Raw genomic sequence first — 18,891 nt, 5'->3', positions numbered from 1 at the left:
ATTATTTAAAATATTATAAAAATTACTTGTGTATATTATCCTTATCAGGTATATTTTAGTAAATTAGGAAGATTGACTAACTAAATAGGTAAGGCCGTGATGTAATGAGTTTTAAACGAACACCAAGTCACCTAAAATTTGTTAATAAAAAAAGAATTATTCAATGTATAAAAGGATGTTCGCCGATTTCGAGGGCAGAGATTGCAAGTATGCTTGGTTTAAGTAAACCGACTGTTTCGCAGCTAGTTGATGAACTCATCTATGAATCATGGGTCGTTGAGAAAGGCATTGGTGAATCATCTGCACAAGGTGGAAGGCGACCGATTCAGCTCTTTTTTAATGAACGTAAAGCTTTTATTATCGGGGCAGATATTGGTGGTACGAAAGTGAAAATTGTATTATGTGATCTAAATGGCAACATCCTTGCTGAAACGAGTTTTTCTACAACTGCGTATTTGCAAACAGGTCTTCTTAAGCAAATGGCGATTGAAACGGATCGATTGCTTGCAAAGAATCAGATTGCCAAAGAGCGAATTTTAGGAATGGGAGTAGGCATTCCAGGGATCACGGAAACGAAAAGTGGCTTAGTCATGGAGGCACCGAGCTTAGGGTGGATTCAGTATCCGTTTATCGCCGAAGCAAAACGCTACTTTGATTTTCCTATTTATATCGACAATGATGTCAATGTGGCGGCTCTCGGTGAGCAGTGGTTGGGGAACGCAAAGAATAAGCGAAATGTACTGTTTATTGCGGTTGGTACAGGAATTGGCAGCGGTATTATCCTGAATAACCAATTATTTAGAGGAGCTTCAAGTGCAGCTGGAGAAATGGGTTATATGGTAACCAACAAAGAAGATATGAAACGTGAATTCAAGCCGATATTCCACCGCTATGGCTATTTGGAAAGTGTCGCGGGCGGGAAATCGATTGGTGCTCAATTTACCAAAGCTGTCCAAGCAAACCCAGAACATGCCTTATATGAACTGGCGAGGAGCTCTGAACTAGCAGGTGAAGAAGCCTTTTTATTCGCAAAAAAGGGAGACGTTGCAGCGATTGCAATTATTAATGAAGCAATTGAACATTTAGCATACGCAATTGTAAATGCAACGAGTTTACTAAATCCAGAGATTGTAATTTTAGGAGGTGGTGTATTAAATTCAGCTGCATACATTGTACCTAGAATTCAGGAAATAGTAGATCATTATCTGCCGAGTTTAGTAGAACTAACAACTTCAAAGCTTGGTGAAAATGCAGGAGTCTTAGGAGCTGTTTCCCTATTTTTAAGAGAGTATGAGAGTATTTTGAATGTTCATGATGAGGGGGATTTTTTATGAAAAACAAGAAAAAGTCGATGGTTTCCGTGTTGACATTATCTGCCGCGTTATTCATTTCTGGATGTAGTAGTACAGATACAAACACGAAGACAAACTCGAATACAGACGGAGCAAAGGAAAAAAATGCATTGGAAGATAAGATTGTTGTATATTCACCACATGGAAAAGACATACTATCCAAATTTGAAAAGCAATTTGAAGAAAAATATGAAATCGATGTAGAGTGGCTTGATATGGGGTCACAGGAAATTCTCGACCGTGTGCGATCAGAGAAGAATAATCCCCAGGCCGATGTTTGGTGGGGAGCCCCATCCACGAATTTTAACCAAGCAAAGGATGATGGCTTGCTAGCTGCCTATCAACCTACTTATTCTGCTAGTCTTGATGAAGGATTCCGTGATCCAGACTGGTATTGGACCGGTACGAGCCAGACTCCAGAAGTTATTATGTATAACAGTAAAGAATTATCCAAAGACGAAGTTCCGAAAGATTGGGATGAGCTGCTTGATCCGAAGTGGAAAGATGAAGTTATCATCCGCTATCCGCTCGCATCTGGAACGATGAGGACGATCTTTTCTGCTATGATTTATCGTACGTACAAAGATACGAATGATCCAAAAGCTGGCTACGAATGGCTGACGAAGCTTGACCAAAACACGAAAGAATATTCTGCTAACCCGGAAATGATGTATAACAAAGTAGCTAAAGGAGAAGGGGCGTTGTCAGTTTGGGCGATGCCGGATGTTGTCATGTTGAAGGAAAATAAAAACTATCCGTTTGAGTTTGTGATTCCTGAAAGTGGGACACCAGTATTGACGGAAGGGATTGCCATTGTTGAAGGTGCCAAACATCCAAAAGCGGCAGAAGCCTTTTATGAGTTTGTTAACACACCAGAAGCTGCGAAAATCTTAGCAGAGGAGTTTTACCGAATTCCAACAAGAAGTGATGTGACGGACTTACCTGACTGGATTACGAATACAGAAATTAAAGCAATGGATATAGACTGGAACGTTTTCCAAGAAAAAGGCGACGAGTGGATGAAGTATTGGGATGAAAACATCAAGAGCGGAGATAAGGAAATTAAAGAATAAGGAAGTGTCGTTTGATGGCGTCGATACAAATAGAGAATGTCCAAAAAGCCTTCGGAAAAACGATAGCTATTGACCAGTTGAATCTGGAAATAAAAGACGGTGAGTTCTTTACCTTTCTAGGTCCGAGTGGCTGTGGGAAAACGACAACCCTTCGAATGATTGCTGGGTTTTATTATCCAACAAAGGGTGTTGTCCGATTTGGCGAAAAAGATATGACGCGTGTACCTCCAGAGAAACGAAATACGGGCATGGTTTTTCAAAACTATGCTCTTTTTCCTCACATGACAGTATTTGAAAATGTAGCATTCGGCTTAAAAGTGAGAAAAGTTTCTTCAGCTGACGTAAAGTTGAAAGTGCTGGAAGTGCTACGTAAAGTGAGGCTAGAGAAATATTCGGATCGGCAAGTGAGCCAGTTGAGTGGAGGTCAGCAGCAGCGGGTAGCTCTCGCCAGAGCACTCGCTATCGAACCAGAAATCTTATTATTAGATGAGCCGTTAAGTAATTTAGATGCGAAACTTCGCGATGAAATGAGAGCAGAAATTTTACGGTTGCAGCGAGATTATAAGATTACGACCATTTATGTGACACATGATCAGGCAGAGGCGTTATCGATGAGTGATCGAATTGCAGTTTTTAACTATGGGGTCTGTCATCAGGTAGGAACTCCTGCAGAAATTTATAATCAACCTGCCAATGATTTCGTAGCAAGCTTTATCGGCGAAATTAATCTATTGCCTGTACAAGTCGATCATGTCGAGCAAGAGGATATAGCGGTTACGTTAAAAAATGATGGGGAACCGGTAAAACTTATTGTCCATAATCATACGAATGAAGATGAGTTAAATAAAGGGAATCTGGCTGTTTCGATTCGACCTGAGGCGATTCGAATTCTTGATACAGTAGAAACTGGAACGAATGTCTTGAAAGGGAAAATTGCAGCCGTCCAATTTCTTGGATCGATTGTCAATTTGATGGTACAGATTGATCATGTATCACTAAAGGTGGATGTGTTGAATACGCATGAATTCGGCCATTATTATCAAGGGAAGGACGTGTATGTAGAACTTCCTGAAAAACAACTTCGCCTACTCCCAGTCATAAGCGGTGAAGTCAATGTTTAAAAACCGTGATACGAGATTAACGATTTGGCTTTTGATCCCAGTCGTTTTTGTGCTTGTTGCGTATGTCCTCTATCCTTCTTTACGAACCTTTTTCGAAAGCTTACAATCAGACGGATCGATTTCACTCGGAAACTATCAAGATTTCTTTGTACAAGAATCAAAAACCAACTTGTTAGCACTTTGGAACTCAGTGTATATATCGATTTTGAGTGTATTCTTCAGTGCTTTAATCGGGATTCCACTTGCGATTATTTTTAACCGCTACGATTTTCCGGGTAGAAGTTTCTTTTCAACAGCTGCGATTTTGCCAATCGTTTTGCCATCTCTAGTAGGCGTTATGGCGTTTATGTTTTTATATGGTGAATCTGGATTGATTCCGAACGCCATAAAAGATTTATTGGGTCTTGAAAAAGTTCCGTTTAAAATTGGCGGCGTTTCCGGAATTTTGATAGTGCATGCGTATACGATGTATGTGTATTTTTATATGACCGTTTCAGCGGCGATTAATAAAATCGACCCTTCCTTAGAAGAGGCTGCGTACAACTTAGGTGCCAATCGGATTAAAGTGTTTTGGAAGGTGACATTCCCATTATTAACACCTGCTATCGTTGCCGCATCTTTGCTTGTATTTATGATTTCAATGGCTTCATTCAGTGCTCCGTTCCTATTAGCGGGCGGATATCGGGTTTTGAGCCTACAAATATATTTTTCGAAAATAAATGGTGATATGGAAATTGCGGCGACGCAATCGGTCATACTCTCGATTGTTTCGATTTCATTTTTATTGTTCATGCGCTGGTATCAAAATCGGAAAGATTACCGAATGGCTACAAAAGGCATTGGTGCGCATAGAAGTGAAGTGAAAAATCCGTTCATGAAATGGCTAATGGTTGGCTTTGGCATGATCGGTGTATTGATCCTGCTTTTGCCGCATTTTACGATTTTATTGCTTTCGCTTGTACCGGATGGAACATGGACATGGCAAACGTACCCGTCCGTTTTTAATCTGGAAAATTATCGGCTTTTATTTGCAGATCCTAATATATTCAAACCTCTAAAAAACAGTTTAATCATGGCCGTGATTGCTACGGTAGGAAATTTGGTTTTTGGAGTAATCGCTTCCTATTTATTAGTCAAACGGAAATTCGTAGGCAAAAGCTTTGTTGATATTCTCGTTATGATTCCGTGGGCATTGCCGGCGACTGTTATTGGGATGAATCTAGTATTTGCTTTTAATGAACCGAACGTTTTTTCTTTCGGACAAATTTTAGTCGGTACATTTTGGATTTTGCCACTTGCCTATTTCATTCGGCATATTCCACTCGTTGTCCGTTCGACGAATGCGGTGTTAGAACAGCTGGATGATTCTATTGAGGAGGCAGCCAGAAATTTAGGAGCCAAATGGTTTTATACGTTTAGAAAAGTGATCTTGCCAATTATCATGCCTGGTGTTTTATCCGGTACATTATTAGCGTTTATTGAGTCAGTTGGCGAATTTCCAACGTCTGTCCTTCTGTATACAATCTCCAATCGACCGATATCAATTGAAATAATGAATCAACTTCGCATGTTCAATATGGGGCAAGCCGCTGCTTACGGCATGATTCAGATTACGCTAATTGTGATTGTCCTCTTTATTTCGAATAAATTTTTTGGAATTAAAGCAGAAAAAGCCTTATAAATGGTGGTGCAAAGATGAGTAAGTTGGATGAATTTATCAAAAATGAAGGCAGTGTATTTCCGGGGAAAACCTATGTGGAGCAGTTGTTAAAGCCGGTTTTTAATGACCAACGAGATTACTTATTTCATGTCATGTTCGATATTCATCGGGCGCATGTCATAATGCTTTGTGAACAAAAGATTATTAAAGAAGAGGAAGCAAATCGTATGTTGGCTGGCATTCGAAAGGTGGCCGAAATTGACCTCACCTTAGTATCTTACGAGCCACAATTTGAAGATTTATTTTTCATGATGGAAGCAAAGATTGGAGAAGAGATCGGTCATGAACTGGCAGGAAAGATTCATATTGGCCGTAGCAGAAATGATATGGGTGTTGCGATGTATCGACTCGTTTTACGCGGTCATCTGCTCCAATTGATCGAGTGCACTACTCAATTGAGTGAGGCATTATTAAGCCAGGCAAAGGAGCATACAGAAACGTATATAACAGGCTACACGCATACGCAGCCCGCTCAACCGACGACATTAGCTCATTATTTTCTCGCGATTTATGATGTGCTCCAAAGAGATAGAGAGAGATTATGGTCTGCCTTTAAAACAGTGAATCAATCTCCATTAGGTGCGGCTGCTTTAACGACAACTGGATTTCCAATTAACCGCGATCGCACCGCTTTTTTGCTCGGGTTTGATGGGCTTGTAGAAAACTCGTATGACTCGATCGCAGGCGCTGATTATTTACTAGAAACAGCAACCGCGATCATAACATGTATGGTGAATACGGGAAGATGGATTCAAGACTTCCTGCAACTTGTGACAAGGGAGTTTGCGACTTTTTATGTGGCTGATCCATACGTCCAAACGAGTAGCATTATGCCACAAAAAAGAAACCCCGTTTCGATTGAACATGCCCGCTCGATTGCGAGTAGTAGCTACGGTGACGCTCTTAGCGCCATTCAAATGGTGCATAATACGCCGTTTGGAGATATCGTTGATACGGAAGATGATCTGCAGCCACATTTATATCGTGCGTTTACGAAAGCCGGCCGAGTAATGAAGCTGATGTATGCTGTGATTGCGACATTGAAAGTGAATGAAGAGCATGCAAAGAAAATGGCCACAAAATCCAGTATTACCATCACCGAATTAGCGGATACGCTTTCTCGTGAATATGGAGTTTCTTTTCGAAAAGCTCATTCGATAGCGAGCCATATTGCCAAACAATCGATATGTGAAGGGAAGGAATTAACTGACTGGGATTCACAAGATATCAACAAGATGATGGCTGAATTTATTGCCGTACATATTAGCGAAGACGAATGGCAGAAAATCATCTCCCCTGAATACTTTGTCGAAATTAGAAAGATTCAAGGTGGACCAAGTCCGAAAGAAGTTAAGCGAATGATTGTCAGTCGAGAACAAAAACTGAATCAACAGTTGGTGGAATATGAGAAAATCGTTCGAGAATTAGGGGAAAGAAGAAAAGCTTTATTGGCGCATTGAGTTAAATCAAGGGGCTCATTAAATAAAGTCGATAAAAAAATAGTAAACAGACTAAACTAATAAGAGGATATTATGTTCAATATATGAGCATAGATCCTTTTTTTTTCGTACAATTAAATTTGTTATTTAGACATTGAATATATAGGTTAAGAGGACATAAACCACATCGTTAAAATGATCTTAGGGATAATTGCTATGAGGGTGCAAGTTGTTCTAATATGGAATACTGGAGAGTAAAGAATTAAGATAGATATTAACACTGTTGATTTAGAAGTGTGTAACTGAGTAGAGTGTATAAGTAGCTGACTTTTTTCGGAATAGGCTCATAGAATTACGAAAAATAATGGAGTGATTTTGTATGGTAGATTTTGAGTGGTGTAGAAGCTTTATTTATATACATAAATATAACGATTTGTAGCATGACCTTGGAAAAAAGGAAATGAGGTAAGAATTTTCTAACGTATAACGCTGCTATTCTTTAGCTAGCCTTCATGTAATTTATGATGGCTAGCATTTTTAACCTATAGTTTTGAACTCTCTTATTTATGAGAATTTTATTAAAAATTCCAGATTTCCTAATCTATTAATAGAGAAGTATTATTGTGAAGGTTCGTACGTAACCCATCGGAAAGATACATATTACTAGTGAATGCTCGCTAATTCGTAGGATTTAAAACCACTTGAGAGAACTATAATGGATGATTGGAATAAATTTGGATACTATAGGCAACATGAAGGTGTACTTCAATAGAGGAGGATATGTTAAACTCCAACTATTTCATATACTGCGCGCATTCTCCACGTGGCTCTTGGAGGCTAACGTCGCAGTATTAAGCGTTAACCTAATAGGATTAACGCTCTTCTTGTTGCTTTGGGATAAAGCTTGACTAATAAGGTAGCATGAGGGATTAGGGTTTGAGGGGGAGAGGAATGGTAGAAGGAAAGAGTATTTTTGGGGAGATTAATTGTGTCTAAATTGTGAAAACTAATACTGTAGCGAGTGAAAAAAGTTTTGATTTATAGAATTTTTTTTGATATAGTTTAAAACAGAACGGTTGGTATGTGGAGGTGTACTACGGAAATGGATACTAAATCGCAGATGATTGAAATCGCGACAAATCTTTTTCAGCAAAAAGGATATAAGGGCGTAGGAGTAAATGAAATCTTAAAAGTATGTAATATTACAAAAGGTGCGCTCTATCATCATTTTCCGAATGGAAAAGAAGAATTACTCATCGCTTGTCTTAAAAATATGGATGAAGCGATTACTACGGACATCGAGGTAATTTTCGAACGATGTCAAACGACGATGGAAGCCCTTCATGCGATGATTGAGAAATTAGTAGCCAATCTTGATCGAGAAGGTACAATTACTGGTTATACATTTAGCAGCATCGTTAGTGAAATGGCATCACTAAGTGAACCAGTCCGTAATGCCTGTTCGGACCTTTACACTAAGATGCAAGGGATTTATTCGAAAAAGTTAGTAGCAGATGGGTTTTCGAAAGAAACTGCTCATTCAATTGCTCTAATGATGACAGCTACTATCGAGGGTGGAATTATGCTTTGTTTAACCCGAAAAACAAGTGAACCACTAAAAATTATTTCGCAGGGATTACCAAATCTATTAAAGGGTTTTATATAAGTGAATCAACCATCAAAACTGGCCCAATAATGGCTGCTCTATTAGTGGTTGGATTTGTTGGACTTTTTAGTGAAACAGCATTAAATATTGCCTTAGGAGAATGAAGTCAATTATTCAGTGGTTAGCAAGAGGTTATTTTTAACATTAGGTATTTTAGTACCACCCAATTGTCTTTACGGGGGAATAGCTTTTTATGATTAATAGATTCAATGATTGCAATGAATAGAGATTTTGATATGTAAGTGCTAAAAAGTAGATAAAGTAACCTAGTATTAGGTTACCTTATCTACTTTTTAAATAGCTAGATCATAGTGATGATGACATGACAAATTGGATAGATAATACTTATGAATTTAACTTCCGTAAAGTGAAAGAGCCTTTATCAGTTTTGTAAAGCCAACGGGATTTGAGGGTACTTTTAACACTGTTCAATTTATTGGACGATGTTAAAAGTGTTTATATAAAAGCAAATTAATTAACTTTATTATGATAAAACATTAAAAATTCAAAAGTTTAGATGCTATGCAAAAAAATAGTGAGTAATCTAATATGAAATTTCAAATCACTGGGAATGAAGAGAACATTAATAGAAGTTTCACTTTATTGGATAATTGGAATAGAAAAAGATGTTTTAGACAAAATAAAAAAAGGAGTGACTACATATGAAAAAGACTGGATAAATAAGGGGAATGGTCATGAATGTTGTAAAAGAAAAATTATGGACGAGGCAATACACAACAATTGTACTATCGACACTTATTCTATTTATTGGCTTTTATATGCTGACAGCAGGGTTTTCGATACATATTACAGAGATTAGTAATAAACCGACCTTAGCTGGATCGATGACGACCGCTTTTATGATAGCGTCACTTGTTACTCGCTTTGTATCAGGAATATTTATTCAGAAACTGAATATGAAGGTCCTGTTGCTTATTTCTCTTGTGTATTTCATGGGTACGATCGGGTTAAGCTTCCTGAATGATTCCATTGGGTATTTGCTTTTCATTCGAGTCCTACAAGGTATTGGTTTTTCTGTTATTACGGTTTTACTTTTTACATTATCGAGCAGTCTCGTACCAAGTACACGTTTAGGGGAAGGACTCGTGTTTTTTGCAATGGCAACAAGCATTGGCTTGACAGTAGGGAATATGCTTGCAATATCCTTACTCGGTCATTTTTCCTTTCAATCGTTGCTGTTTGTTATCCTTTCACTTATACTCCTTTCATTTATGGGCAGTTTATTTATCAAAAATATCAAAAAAGAGAAGCCAGTCAAAAAGAAAACGTCTAGTGAGCCGTTCTACAAATATATGTTTGATCGTCGCGTACTGCTTCCAAGTATTATCGTCGCATTAGACTACATGGCGATCGCAGGAACTGTTAACTTTATGGGGGCACTAGGGAAAGAGACGAATATTGGCGGCAGTATTTCGCAGTTTTTTACTATTCAGGCGATTACGATGATTATCGTCAGAATCTTTTCGGGGAAAATCTTTGATCGGTTCGGTCATAAAATATTAATGATACCAGCGACAATATCTGGTGCGATTGGCTTAATTTTATTAGGGATATCACATCATATTGGTCTGGTATTAGTCAGTGGTTTCTTTTTTGGCGTCGCTTATGCCGTGATTCAGCCAACTACTCAAGCTTGGGGGTTAAGCCTGGTCCCACCGGAAAAAAACGCGACAGCTAATTCCATGTTGTTAATTTTTATGGATCTTGGAATGGCGGTCGGCTCAATTGGACTTGGCAGTGTCGTTGGCTATGTCGGTTATGGCATGACTTTCAGTTACTCTGCTATTTTCATGGTTCTGATTTTGGTGATTTATCTTATTGGAATTCGAAAAATGAAAGTGATTAATCATTGAATATTATGTAAAAGGCCGAGGTTGTCCTAATTAGGGGACAGCCTCGGTTTTTTCTTATTCATCCCAATTACGTTACGCTAAACAACTCTTGCTTCTTTCGCACTACAATTCATTGCTCAAGATTTGAGCGAGAATAAGCATAAATCGCGCGAGAATTAAGAATTATACGCTGGAAATAACTCTTTACAAACCGGATTTGCGATTTGCGCGCCAAACTCAAAATTCAGAAAAGAGCTCGTAAATCACCCCAATTAGTTATGGCTAAATCTGCATGTTTTTGAAATATTACAAAATATTTACAATCTCTTAACGCCAGTATAAGAAAAGATTGGACTTTCTTTAATAAAATAAAGGAGAGTAAACTTTTATCCCGGATTAACAGGCAGTAAGACCCCCACCTTAATTTTTGTGGGAGAATCAAGAAAAAGTAGGTGGGGGATGAAAAAAACAACTGATAGAAGTGTCACTTTATAGGAGGGCATTGGATGAATATTACTGTTGCTGGATCAGGCTATGTTGGGTTGGTTACAGGTGTTTGTTTAGCTGAATTAGGTCATCGGGTCATATGCTCAGATATTCAAGAAGAGAAAATTGCCATGTTGCAATCTGGTCGTTCGCCAATATATGAACCTGGATTAGAAGATCTTCTTGAAAAAAACTTGCAGTGTGGCAATTTGCATTTTACAACTAACCCACAATACGCCTACGAAGATGCTGAGATTATTTTTATTGCGGTAGGAACACCAGAGCAACAAGATGGTACAGCGAATTTAACATATGTATGTGAGGTCGCCCATTCGATCGCCCATTTTATGAAGCATGATGTCATTATTTGTACAAAGAGCACAGTTCCTGTAGGAACAAACGATCAAATAGCTGAGATCATTCAACGTCAAAAACCTGTAAATCTCCATGCTGAGGTGGTCGCCAATCCTGAGTTTCTTAGAGAAGGATCTGCGGTTGTCGATTTTTTTTACGGAGACCGTATCGTGATTGGTACGAATTGTTCAAAGGCAGCAACCACAATTGAGCAAATCTATCTTCCGCTAGGCATTCCGATTATAAAAACAGATATAAAGAGTGCAGAAATGATTAAATACGCAGCCAATGCATTTCTTGCAACAAAAATTAGCTTTATCAATGAAATTGCTACGATTTGTGAGAAAGTTGGTGCGAATATAGATGAAGTAACAAAGGGGATTGGAAAAGACGAGCGGATTGGACCTTATTTTCTCCAAGCAGGTATTGGTTATGGTGGGTCTTGCTTTCCAAAAGATACGAAAGCACTTGTTCAGCTCGCTGGAAATATGCAACACTCCTTTGATCTTTTACAGGCTGTTATTGAAGTGAACACACGTCAAGCTTCACTTCCAGTTGTAAAGGCTAAGGAATTAATCGGCTCATTAAAAGGCAAGAAGGTAGCGCTGCTCGGTCTTTCGTTTAAGCCAAATACGGATGATGTCAGAGAAGCTGCCTCTTTAGTCATTGTAAAGGAATTACTGAAAGAGGGGGCAATCATTACAGCCTATGACCCGATTGCGATTCCAAATGCCCAACATGTTTTAGGGAACACAATTGAATATACACAGGATATTCGGCTTGCCCTCTTACATGCAGACGTAGCTATTATTGCAACGGAATGGGAAGAAATTAAGCAACTTTCATTAGATTCTTATGAATTATATATGAAAAATCCGATCGTCATAGATGGACGAAATTGTTATTCACTTAAAGAGATTCGAAAACATCCGATGACGTATATTTCAATTGGAAGACCGATTGTTATTAATGAATATAAGAAAAGTACGACCTATTAATGGGGGCAGACGATGGCGAGATTGTTACTTACCTTTTATAACTTCGAATGTCGATTATTTCAGAAAATTAATCGACATTTTGAGAACAGACATTTAAATCTTTTTTTCAGACATATTACCCATATTGGCGGAGCAACATGCACAATTGCGACCGTACTGATTTTGATTATTTTTTCGTCAGGTGTTGCAAGAATGACCGCCATTTCGAGCGCACTTGCTTTAGCTGTAAGTCATATACCTGTTCATATTGTTAAGAAGCTTTTCCCAAGAAAAAGACCGTATTTAATCGTAGAAAAAACAAATTATCATTCGAATCCGTTGCAAGATCATTCTTTTCCATCCGGTCATACTACGTCGATTTTCTCTGTTATTATACCTAATATTCTTTTTATACCAGTTATTGCGCTGATCTTAATTCCATTAGGCATTCTAGTAGGCTTATCACGAATTTATTTAGGTCTTCATTATCCTTCAGATGTTTTGGCAGGGGCGATACTCGGGTCATTTGTAGGGAGTCTTTCCTATTACTTACTAAGTGTGTAATGTAGAGCCGAGAGGGAAGAAGCACCAGAATTATCCTTGTCTTGAATCGGTTCTTACACTTTTCTAATGAGGAGGAATCTTATGAAGATTGCTATTTTCACAGATACTTTTGATCCAGATATAAACGGTGTTGCGCGAACATTGAAACGATTTACGGATTATTTAAGTGAACAGAATATTTCTTTTAAAATCTTTGCACCTAAATCACAATCGGATGATTATGTTACGAGTCATATTCATCGTTTTAAAAGTCTGTCTTTTTTCTTGTATCCTGAGTGTCGTTTAGCTTTTCCCAATCTAAGTCAAGTCAAATCAGAATTACAGGATTTCGCTCCAGATTTGATTCATGTCGCTACTCCATTTAACATTGGGCTTTGCGGTGCTTACTATGCAAAAAAACTAAACATTCCATTAGTCGGCTCCTATCATACTGATTTTGATCATTACTTACAATTCTATAACATGGAATTTCTCTCTAAACTGCTTTGGCGATATATGAATTGGTTTCACCGTCCTTTTAAAAAAATTTTTGTTCCCTCAAAGGATACGTTAGAAAAGTTAAAACGTCATCGGTTTACAAATTTAGAGCTTTGGGGGAGAGGTGTAGATTGCAATCTTTATCACCCCCATTATGGAAAAAAAGCGGTACGCAAACAATATGATATTCAAAAAAAATACTTGCTTACTTATGTAGGCAGATTAGCTCCAGAGAAAGATGTAAAGACACTCCTTGCCATCGCAAAATCCATTCCTGCAAACATAAATGAGCAAATTCAATGGTTAATCATAGGAGACGGTCCAATGCGAGATGAGCTTGAAGCTGAAGCACCTGAAAACATGAAGTTTACTGGCTATTTAAGAGGTGGAAATTTAGCGGAAGTGTATTCTGCATCTGATGTATTTGTTTTTCCATCACCAACCGAAACATTTGGCAATGTTGTTCTTGAAGCACTTGCAAGCGGTACACCCGTAATTGCCGCGAATGCGGGAGGAGTAAAACATATTATTCAAGAAGGGGTAACCGGACATTTATGTCAACCTGGGGATGTGCAGCAATTTACCGACTCGCTCATGCATCTACTCGCTCATGATCAAGTACGGGGGCGGATGGGAATAGAGGGCAGAAATTATGCGATTACACAAAAGTGGGATGCGATATTTGATCAGTTACTTTGGCACTATGCACATGTAATCGAAGAACCAAAGCAACAAAAATTCGCCTAAGTTTGGAGTCAGCCCTTTAGTTCTTCTAAAGGGGCTGATTCCTGTTTTTAACCACAAGAACCTAGATGACATGCTGGAGGATGGGAATATGGATGTGTATTCGAATATACAGCAACTATTGCACAAAGCAATGCTTTCGGGAATGCTTGGCAAGGAAGATGAGCTTTATGCACGTAATAAAATCATGGATTTATTGGCGTTACAGGATTTTTATAAAAGCGAAGTAGAGACAGTTGAAAAAGATATTTCAGATCTCCTTGATGAATTAACAGAATATGCAGTAAAGACGAAGGTTATTGGTCATTTTATTGAGGAAAGAGACATACTCTCAGCTAAGATGATGGATATTTTTCTACCTAAGCCATCCGAGTTAAATCGGCTTTTTTTTGAAAAATATGAGCAAAATCCGAAACGAGCAACGGATTATTTCTATCAGCTCAGTAAGGATAGTCATTATATCCAATCGAAGCGGAATGAAAATAATATCCAGTTTTCGGTAGAAACGGAATATGGCAAGCTAGCTCTAACGATTAATCTGTCCAAGCCTGAGCTAGACCCGATGGAAATCGCTTGGGCAAGAGAACAAAAATCTCTTCCTTCCACATACCCAAAATGTATGCTTTGTATTGAAAACGAAGGCTACTCTGGAAGAGTGGATCATCCTGCTCGTTCTAATCATAGACTAATTCGGCTCCAATTGACTGATGAGCCATGGTACTTCCACTACTCGCCTTATTCTTATTATCCAGAACATTGTATTGTCTATTCTGGGGAACATCGTGAAATGAGAATGGGACGTGAAACATTTCAGCGTTTATTCGAGTTTGTTGATCAATTTCCCCATTATTTTATCGGCTCAAATGCTGATCTTCCAATCATAGGTGGTTCCATTTTTAGTCATGACCATTATCAAGGCGGACAATTTGAATTTGCCCTAGAAAAAGCAGAAAATGAGTTAGTCTTCGAGATTCCTAGTCTTCCATCTGTAAATGCAAGAACAGTTAAATGGCCGATGTCTGTAATCAGGCTGAGTGGTAAGGATGTGATTGATCTTATTGACGCTAGTAGTCATATTTTCGAAATCTGGCAAGGCTATAGTGATTCTACTGTTAACATCGAGGCTTATTCATGTAAAATCGGCCACAATAGTGTCACGCCGATTGCTAGAAAACGAAACGATGTTTATGAGATGGATCTCGTTCTTCGCAATAATCGAACGACAGCAGAGTTTCCATTTGGAATTTTTCATCCTCACGAAGAACTTCATCACATAAAAAAAGAAAATATCGGCTTGATAGAAGTTTTAGGTCTAGCAGTTCTCCCACCGCGTTTGAAACAAGAGCTCTTAGAAGTGGAAAAATATTTATTACGAGAACCAAATGTAATTCAAGACTATCATCAGCCTTGGGCGAATGAGATAAAAGCAAGATTCGATAATCAAATGACGCAAGCAACCGTTCGGACGACTCTATGTACTGAAGTAGGACAGAAATTCCTGAAATGTCTAGAAGATGCTGGCGTTTTTAAGCGGAATGAAGAAGGCCAACAAGCATTTCGTCGTTTCCTTCATCTGATTTAGTGGGCGAGAGAACTTTTAATAGAATAAATGGATTGAAAAATAAATTGAATTCCAACACAACGACTTATAGTAAATATTTTCCGGTTGGGCGACAGGAACTCCACGGATGACATTCAAGATGTGGAACTTAACACGAGTGACTCACAATTTAGTTTGCGCGCGGAACGATCAGGTAAAGGAGACGGTCGAATTTACAAGATTACCTACACGGTAAGCGATTATGCCGGCAACATCGTGACTAAGGAAGCGACCGTTTCGGTTCCTAAATAAAAGCTCAAACGAATAAATATAAGTGTTTGATACGAGACTGCTTATAAAAAAGGTCAGACCCTGAATCTACAGTATCAATTTTATGACGTGTACATGTCAAAATAAATGGTAGGTAGTGTGAGGTCAGATTTTTTGGGACAGTCTCTTATTTTTTTGTGGGAGTATGTACAGAACTCGTTCACATATAAAAAGAGTGTAGTTTATCTAGAAAATAACGATGAAGAACGATAGTGCCGCTTTGTTTAACGAGAAAAGGGGAAAAGATTAGTAAAACTTTAGCGGAGGATTGATTTTTTATTTAGTTAATTGAATAAAGGTTTAGTGAATATCACTAAAAATAAACAGGTGTTTTTCAAATAAAGTAATGATTAATAGAGAAAAATGTCTATTTTTCAGAAATTATTGATAGAATTTTCTAAAAAAATTATTGAAAGCGCTTAAAATAGTTGGTATTATTTACTTAACAAGTAAATATTCAGTAAAAATTAGTGGGTATACTAGTTTGATGTTTACTGAATGTAGTGAAGGAGTCTGAAATGGCAACAATCAAAGATATTGCAGTTCGTGCAAAAGTGTCTAGTGCAACGGTATCTAGAGTTTTAAATAATGATCCTACCCTTTTAGTTACAGATGAAACGAGGAACCGAATAGTAGAAGTTTCAAAAGAATTGGGCTATACGACAGTGAGAAAGCGGAGAAATGAACAAAAGCTTGAGAACGTAAGGAGTCCTAGAATTGGTATTATTTTAACGTGTTCATTAGAAGAAGAAGAAGATGGTGTTGATGACGACCCATACTTTTCTATTATTAGACAAGGTGTAGAGAGTGAGTGTTTAAATCAGGGAATTTATACGAACAAGATTATTCGGTCTTCTGATTCAAATCAAGAGCAAATCATGGAAGATATAGATGGCTTGATTGTGATTGGTGGTATGAACCTGAGTCTTTTAAATAGACTAAAAGATACTTTGAATAATATTGTGTTTATCAATTACTCACCAGATGAGGATAGTTACGATTCAGTCATGATTGATTTTAGAAAAGCAACCACTAGTGCTATGGAACACTTATTGAATCAAGGATTTAAGGAAATTGGTTATATCGGTGGAAGTGAGAGTGATGATTCAGATAACAATTTAGTGGTTAGGGATACGCGTCTAACGATATATGAAGAAATAATGAAATCGAAAGGTATCTTTCGGAGAGATCAAGTATTTATTGGCGAATATTCAATGACGCAAGGATACATGTTGATGAAAGAAGCAATTCATAAGGGGAATCTACCTGAAGCCTTTTTTATCGCAAGTGATTCGATGGCGATTGGCGCACTGCGCGCAATTCAAGAGGCACATTTAAAAGTGCCTGAAGATATTGCCATTGTTAGCTTTAATGATATCCTAATGGCGAAATTTGCAAGTGTACCATTAACGTCAGTTAAGGTTTATACAGAGCAATTGGGAAGAGTTGGAGTGAAATTATTATTAGACAGAATTAATGGGAGGGAAATTCCTCTGAAAGTGACTGTCCCTACTAAGTTAGTTATCCGCGATAGCTGCGGGGCTAAAAATAAACTAGATTCTTAAGGTTACATTATATCGATCATGATTGGGGAAAATGTTTAACTTTTAAGGAGGTGAGGAACTGGAGAAATTAATTCGTTTGTCTAGAGTCATTAAGGGGTCATATTGTACGCATAAAGAAAGAGAGGAAAAGTCATATAAATAGATAAAGATCTATTTGGCAGAATAGATCTTTATCAACGACTCTTCCATCTCTACTATTCTCTATAAGAGAAATGAACTAGATCTCTATTGTATGTTAACTTCATCCGTATTAGCAAAAAATAATGTGTTATTAGTCAAAGAAAAAACCATTTATTTTACTTAGAAAATAGGGGAGAAAAACGATGAAAAAGTATCTGAATATGTTCTTGCTTATAGTAGCTTTCAGTTTAATTGTTTCGGGATGCTCCAGAAGTTCATCAAATAAGACTGTTGGAGCGGATGGTACAATCACATTATCTCTTTTCTCAACGATGAAAAAAGAAGGGGAAAAGAAGGCATTTGCAAGTGTTGTTGCCAAGTTCGAAGAGGCAAATCCTAAAATAAAGATTGAATTGAATTCGCCTGGAGATTATGAAGATATGCTTCGTGTCAAGATGGCTGCGAATGATATGCCAGATTTATTTGATACACATGGCTGGTCACAGCTTCGATATGGTGAATATGTCATGGATTTAAAGGATATGGATTGGGTTAAAAATTTTGATCCAGCGTTAGATCAAATACTTAAGGACAAAGACGGAAAAGTGTATGCGTTTCCATTGAATCAAGCGAAAGATGGAATTAGCTATAATGTTGCTGTGTTAAAAGAGTATGGCATTGAACCACCGGCGACTCTAGATGAGTTTATGAAAGCATTAGAAACAGTTAAAGAAAAAAGCAATGGAGAAGTTACACCATTATGGATTCCTGGTAGTGATAAAGATGGTATTGCTCAAATTTTTGACGAGTTTGCGACGCCATTACTGATTACCGACCAGAAGAATAGTTATGGAGATCAATTAGTAGATGGAACATTTGACTGGAACAATTACACGCTGCTTGCTGAAAAAATGAAGGAAATGCAAGACAAAGGGTTGTTAAATGAAGATGTTCTAACAGCACAAATACAACAAGCAACAGAGTTAATGGCCCAAAATAAGATAGCATTCACGTTTGTTGCAGGCTCACTTGGCCCTGATGCAACAGAATTAAACCCAGATGTAAAAATAGGGACCATGCCAGTACCTGCGATTCATGAAGGAGATCAGCCAAGTTGGATTGGCGGTGAGCGTCATACTATAGCGATATCTAAAAACACAAAGCACGCTGATGAGGCAAGACGTTTTCTTGACTTTATCGCTCAACCAGAAAATATTATAACGATTGCTAATGGAACATCAGCGCCAGATGCTTTTACGAATGTTGATGCGGAAAACTATTTCTCCGCGTATTATAAAGAATTCGAGGATATTGATGTACAACCTTACTTTGATCGTGTGTATTTACCAAGTGGCATGTGGGATGTTATGGGGACGACTGGTCAAGAATTGCTTTCAGGTAGCTTAACACCTGAAAAGTTATCGAAAAAAATGGGCGAAGAATATAATCGTTTAAGAAAACAGTAGCTACGTGTACGAATAAGGGAGTTATTGAAGGATGGCGACTCCCT

13 protein-coding genes are annotated in these 18,891 nt (G+C 38.0%); all 13 read left to right on the top strand.

Annotation, left to right across the window (positions count from 1 at the left end; all coding sequences use genetic code 11):
- The first annotated feature begins 104 nt into the window (after positions 1–104).
- Positions 105–1,334, top strand: a complete 1,230-nt coding sequence (locus tag HNP81_RS04195) for an ROK family transcriptional regulator (protein WP_034301142.1) — start codon at positions 105–107, stop codon at positions 1,332–1,334.
- On the top strand, positions 1,331–2,425 hold the full coding sequence (locus tag HNP81_RS04190; RefSeq protein WP_028391949.1) for an extracellular solute-binding protein: 1,095 nt from the start codon (positions 1,331–1,333) through the stop codon (positions 2,423–2,425). Before HNP81_RS04195 ends, HNP81_RS04190 begins: the two co-directional genes overlap by 4 nt.
- A gap of 14 nt (positions 2,426–2,439) precedes the next feature.
- A complete protein-coding gene (locus HNP81_RS04185) occupies positions 2,440–3,546 on the top strand; it encodes an ABC transporter ATP-binding protein (protein ID WP_182501668.1) in 1,107 nt (368 codons plus the stop codon).
- Positions 3,539–5,227 carry an ABC transporter permease gene (locus HNP81_RS04180; protein ID WP_182501667.1) on the top strand — a complete coding sequence of 563 codons (1,689 nt, stop codon included), beginning with the start codon at positions 3,539–3,541 and terminating at the stop codon, positions 5,225–5,227. Before HNP81_RS04185 ends, HNP81_RS04180 begins: the two co-directional genes overlap by 8 nt.
- A gap of 14 nt (positions 5,228–5,241) precedes the next feature.
- The gene (gene argH / locus HNP81_RS04175) at positions 5,242–6,726 is read left to right on the top strand and encodes an argininosuccinate lyase (protein ID WP_182501666.1); all 1,485 of its coding nucleotides are present in this window, start codon (positions 5,242–5,244) and stop codon (positions 6,724–6,726) included.
- Between the two features lie 1,081 nt (positions 6,727–7,807).
- Positions 7,808–8,371: a TetR/AcrR family transcriptional regulator gene (locus HNP81_RS04170; RefSeq protein WP_182501665.1), complete on the top strand. Its 564-nt coding sequence runs from the start codon at positions 7,808–7,810 to the stop codon at positions 8,369–8,371.
- 695 nt (positions 8,372–9,066) lie between these two features.
- On the top strand, positions 9,067–10,245 hold the full coding sequence (locus tag HNP81_RS04165; protein ID WP_182501664.1) for an MFS transporter: 1,179 nt from the start codon (positions 9,067–9,069) through the stop codon (positions 10,243–10,245).
- A 485-nt stretch (positions 10,246–10,730) separates the two neighbouring features.
- On the top strand, positions 10,731–12,062 hold the full coding sequence (locus HNP81_RS04160) for a UDP-glucose dehydrogenase family protein (RefSeq protein ID WP_182501663.1): 1,332 nt from the start codon (positions 10,731–10,733) through the stop codon (positions 12,060–12,062).
- 12 nt (positions 12,063–12,074) lie between these two features.
- Positions 12,075–12,605: a phosphatase PAP2 family protein gene (locus HNP81_RS04155; protein WP_182501662.1), complete on the top strand. Its 531-nt coding sequence runs from the start codon at positions 12,075–12,077 to the stop codon at positions 12,603–12,605.
- Between the two features lie 81 nt (positions 12,606–12,686).
- Positions 12,687–13,829, top strand: coding sequence for a glycosyltransferase family 4 protein (locus HNP81_RS04150; RefSeq protein ID WP_182501661.1), 1,143 nt, complete (start codon positions 12,687–12,689; stop codon positions 13,827–13,829).
- An 88-nt stretch (positions 13,830–13,917) separates the two neighbouring features.
- Entirely contained in the window at positions 13,918–15,408 is a 1,491-nt protein-coding gene (gene galT, locus HNP81_RS04145; protein WP_182501660.1) for a UDP-glucose--hexose-1-phosphate uridylyltransferase, read from the top strand.
- Between the two features lie 806 nt (positions 15,409–16,214).
- Positions 16,215–17,261, top strand: a complete 1,047-nt coding sequence (locus HNP81_RS04140; RefSeq protein WP_028391939.1) for a LacI family DNA-binding transcriptional regulator — start codon at positions 16,215–16,217, stop codon at positions 17,259–17,261.
- A 323-nt stretch (positions 17,262–17,584) separates the two neighbouring features.
- Positions 17,585–18,847, top strand: coding sequence for an ABC transporter substrate-binding protein (locus HNP81_RS04135; RefSeq protein WP_182501659.1), 1,263 nt, complete (start codon positions 17,585–17,587; stop codon positions 18,845–18,847).
- The last annotated feature ends 44 nt before the right edge of the window (positions 18,848–18,891 follow it).

Origin of the sequence: Peribacillus huizhouensis, from assembly GCF_014138605.1 — a bacterium.
Classification (GTDB): domain Bacteria; phylum Bacillota; class Bacilli; order Bacillales; family DSM-1321; genus Peribacillus; species Peribacillus huizhouensis.
This window is presented reverse-complemented; position numbering and strand designations above follow the sequence as displayed.

What these genes read in the sequence shown, in the direction of transcription:
- HNP81_RS04170 (WP_182501665.1), top strand. Translation starts at nt 7,808, where the DNA reads ATGGATACTAAATCGCAGATGATTGAAATCGCGACAAATCTTTTTCAG.
- HNP81_RS04135 (WP_182501659.1), top strand. Translation starts at nt 17,585, where the DNA reads ATGAAAAAGTATCTGAATATGTTCTTGCTTATAGTAGCTTTCAGTTTA.
- HNP81_RS04195 (WP_034301142.1), top strand. Translation starts at nt 105, where the DNA reads ATGAGTTTTAAACGAACACCAAGTCACCTAAAATTTGTTAATAAAAAA.
- HNP81_RS04165 (WP_182501664.1), top strand. Translation starts at nt 9,067, where the DNA reads ATGAATGTTGTAAAAGAAAAATTATGGACGAGGCAATACACAACAATT.
- HNP81_RS04150 (WP_182501661.1), top strand. Translation starts at nt 12,687, where the DNA reads ATGAAGATTGCTATTTTCACAGATACTTTTGATCCAGATATAAACGGT.
- HNP81_RS04160 (WP_182501663.1), top strand. Translation starts at nt 10,731, where the DNA reads ATGAATATTACTGTTGCTGGATCAGGCTATGTTGGGTTGGTTACAGGT.
- argH (WP_182501666.1), top strand. Translation starts at nt 5,242, where the DNA reads ATGAGTAAGTTGGATGAATTTATCAAAAATGAAGGCAGTGTATTTCCG.
- HNP81_RS04180 (WP_182501667.1), top strand. Translation starts at nt 3,539, where the DNA reads ATGTTTAAAAACCGTGATACGAGATTAACGATTTGGCTTTTGATCCCA.
- HNP81_RS04155 (WP_182501662.1), top strand. Translation starts at nt 12,075, where the DNA reads ATGGCGAGATTGTTACTTACCTTTTATAACTTCGAATGTCGATTATTT.
- galT (WP_182501660.1), top strand. Translation starts at nt 13,918, where the DNA reads ATGGATGTGTATTCGAATATACAGCAACTATTGCACAAAGCAATGCTT.
- HNP81_RS04140 (WP_028391939.1), top strand. Translation starts at nt 16,215, where the DNA reads ATGGCAACAATCAAAGATATTGCAGTTCGTGCAAAAGTGTCTAGTGCA.
- HNP81_RS04185 (WP_182501668.1), top strand. Translation starts at nt 2,440, where the DNA reads ATGGCGTCGATACAAATAGAGAATGTCCAAAAAGCCTTCGGAAAAACG.
- HNP81_RS04190 (WP_028391949.1), top strand. Translation starts at nt 1,331, where the DNA reads ATGAAAAACAAGAAAAAGTCGATGGTTTCCGTGTTGACATTATCTGCC.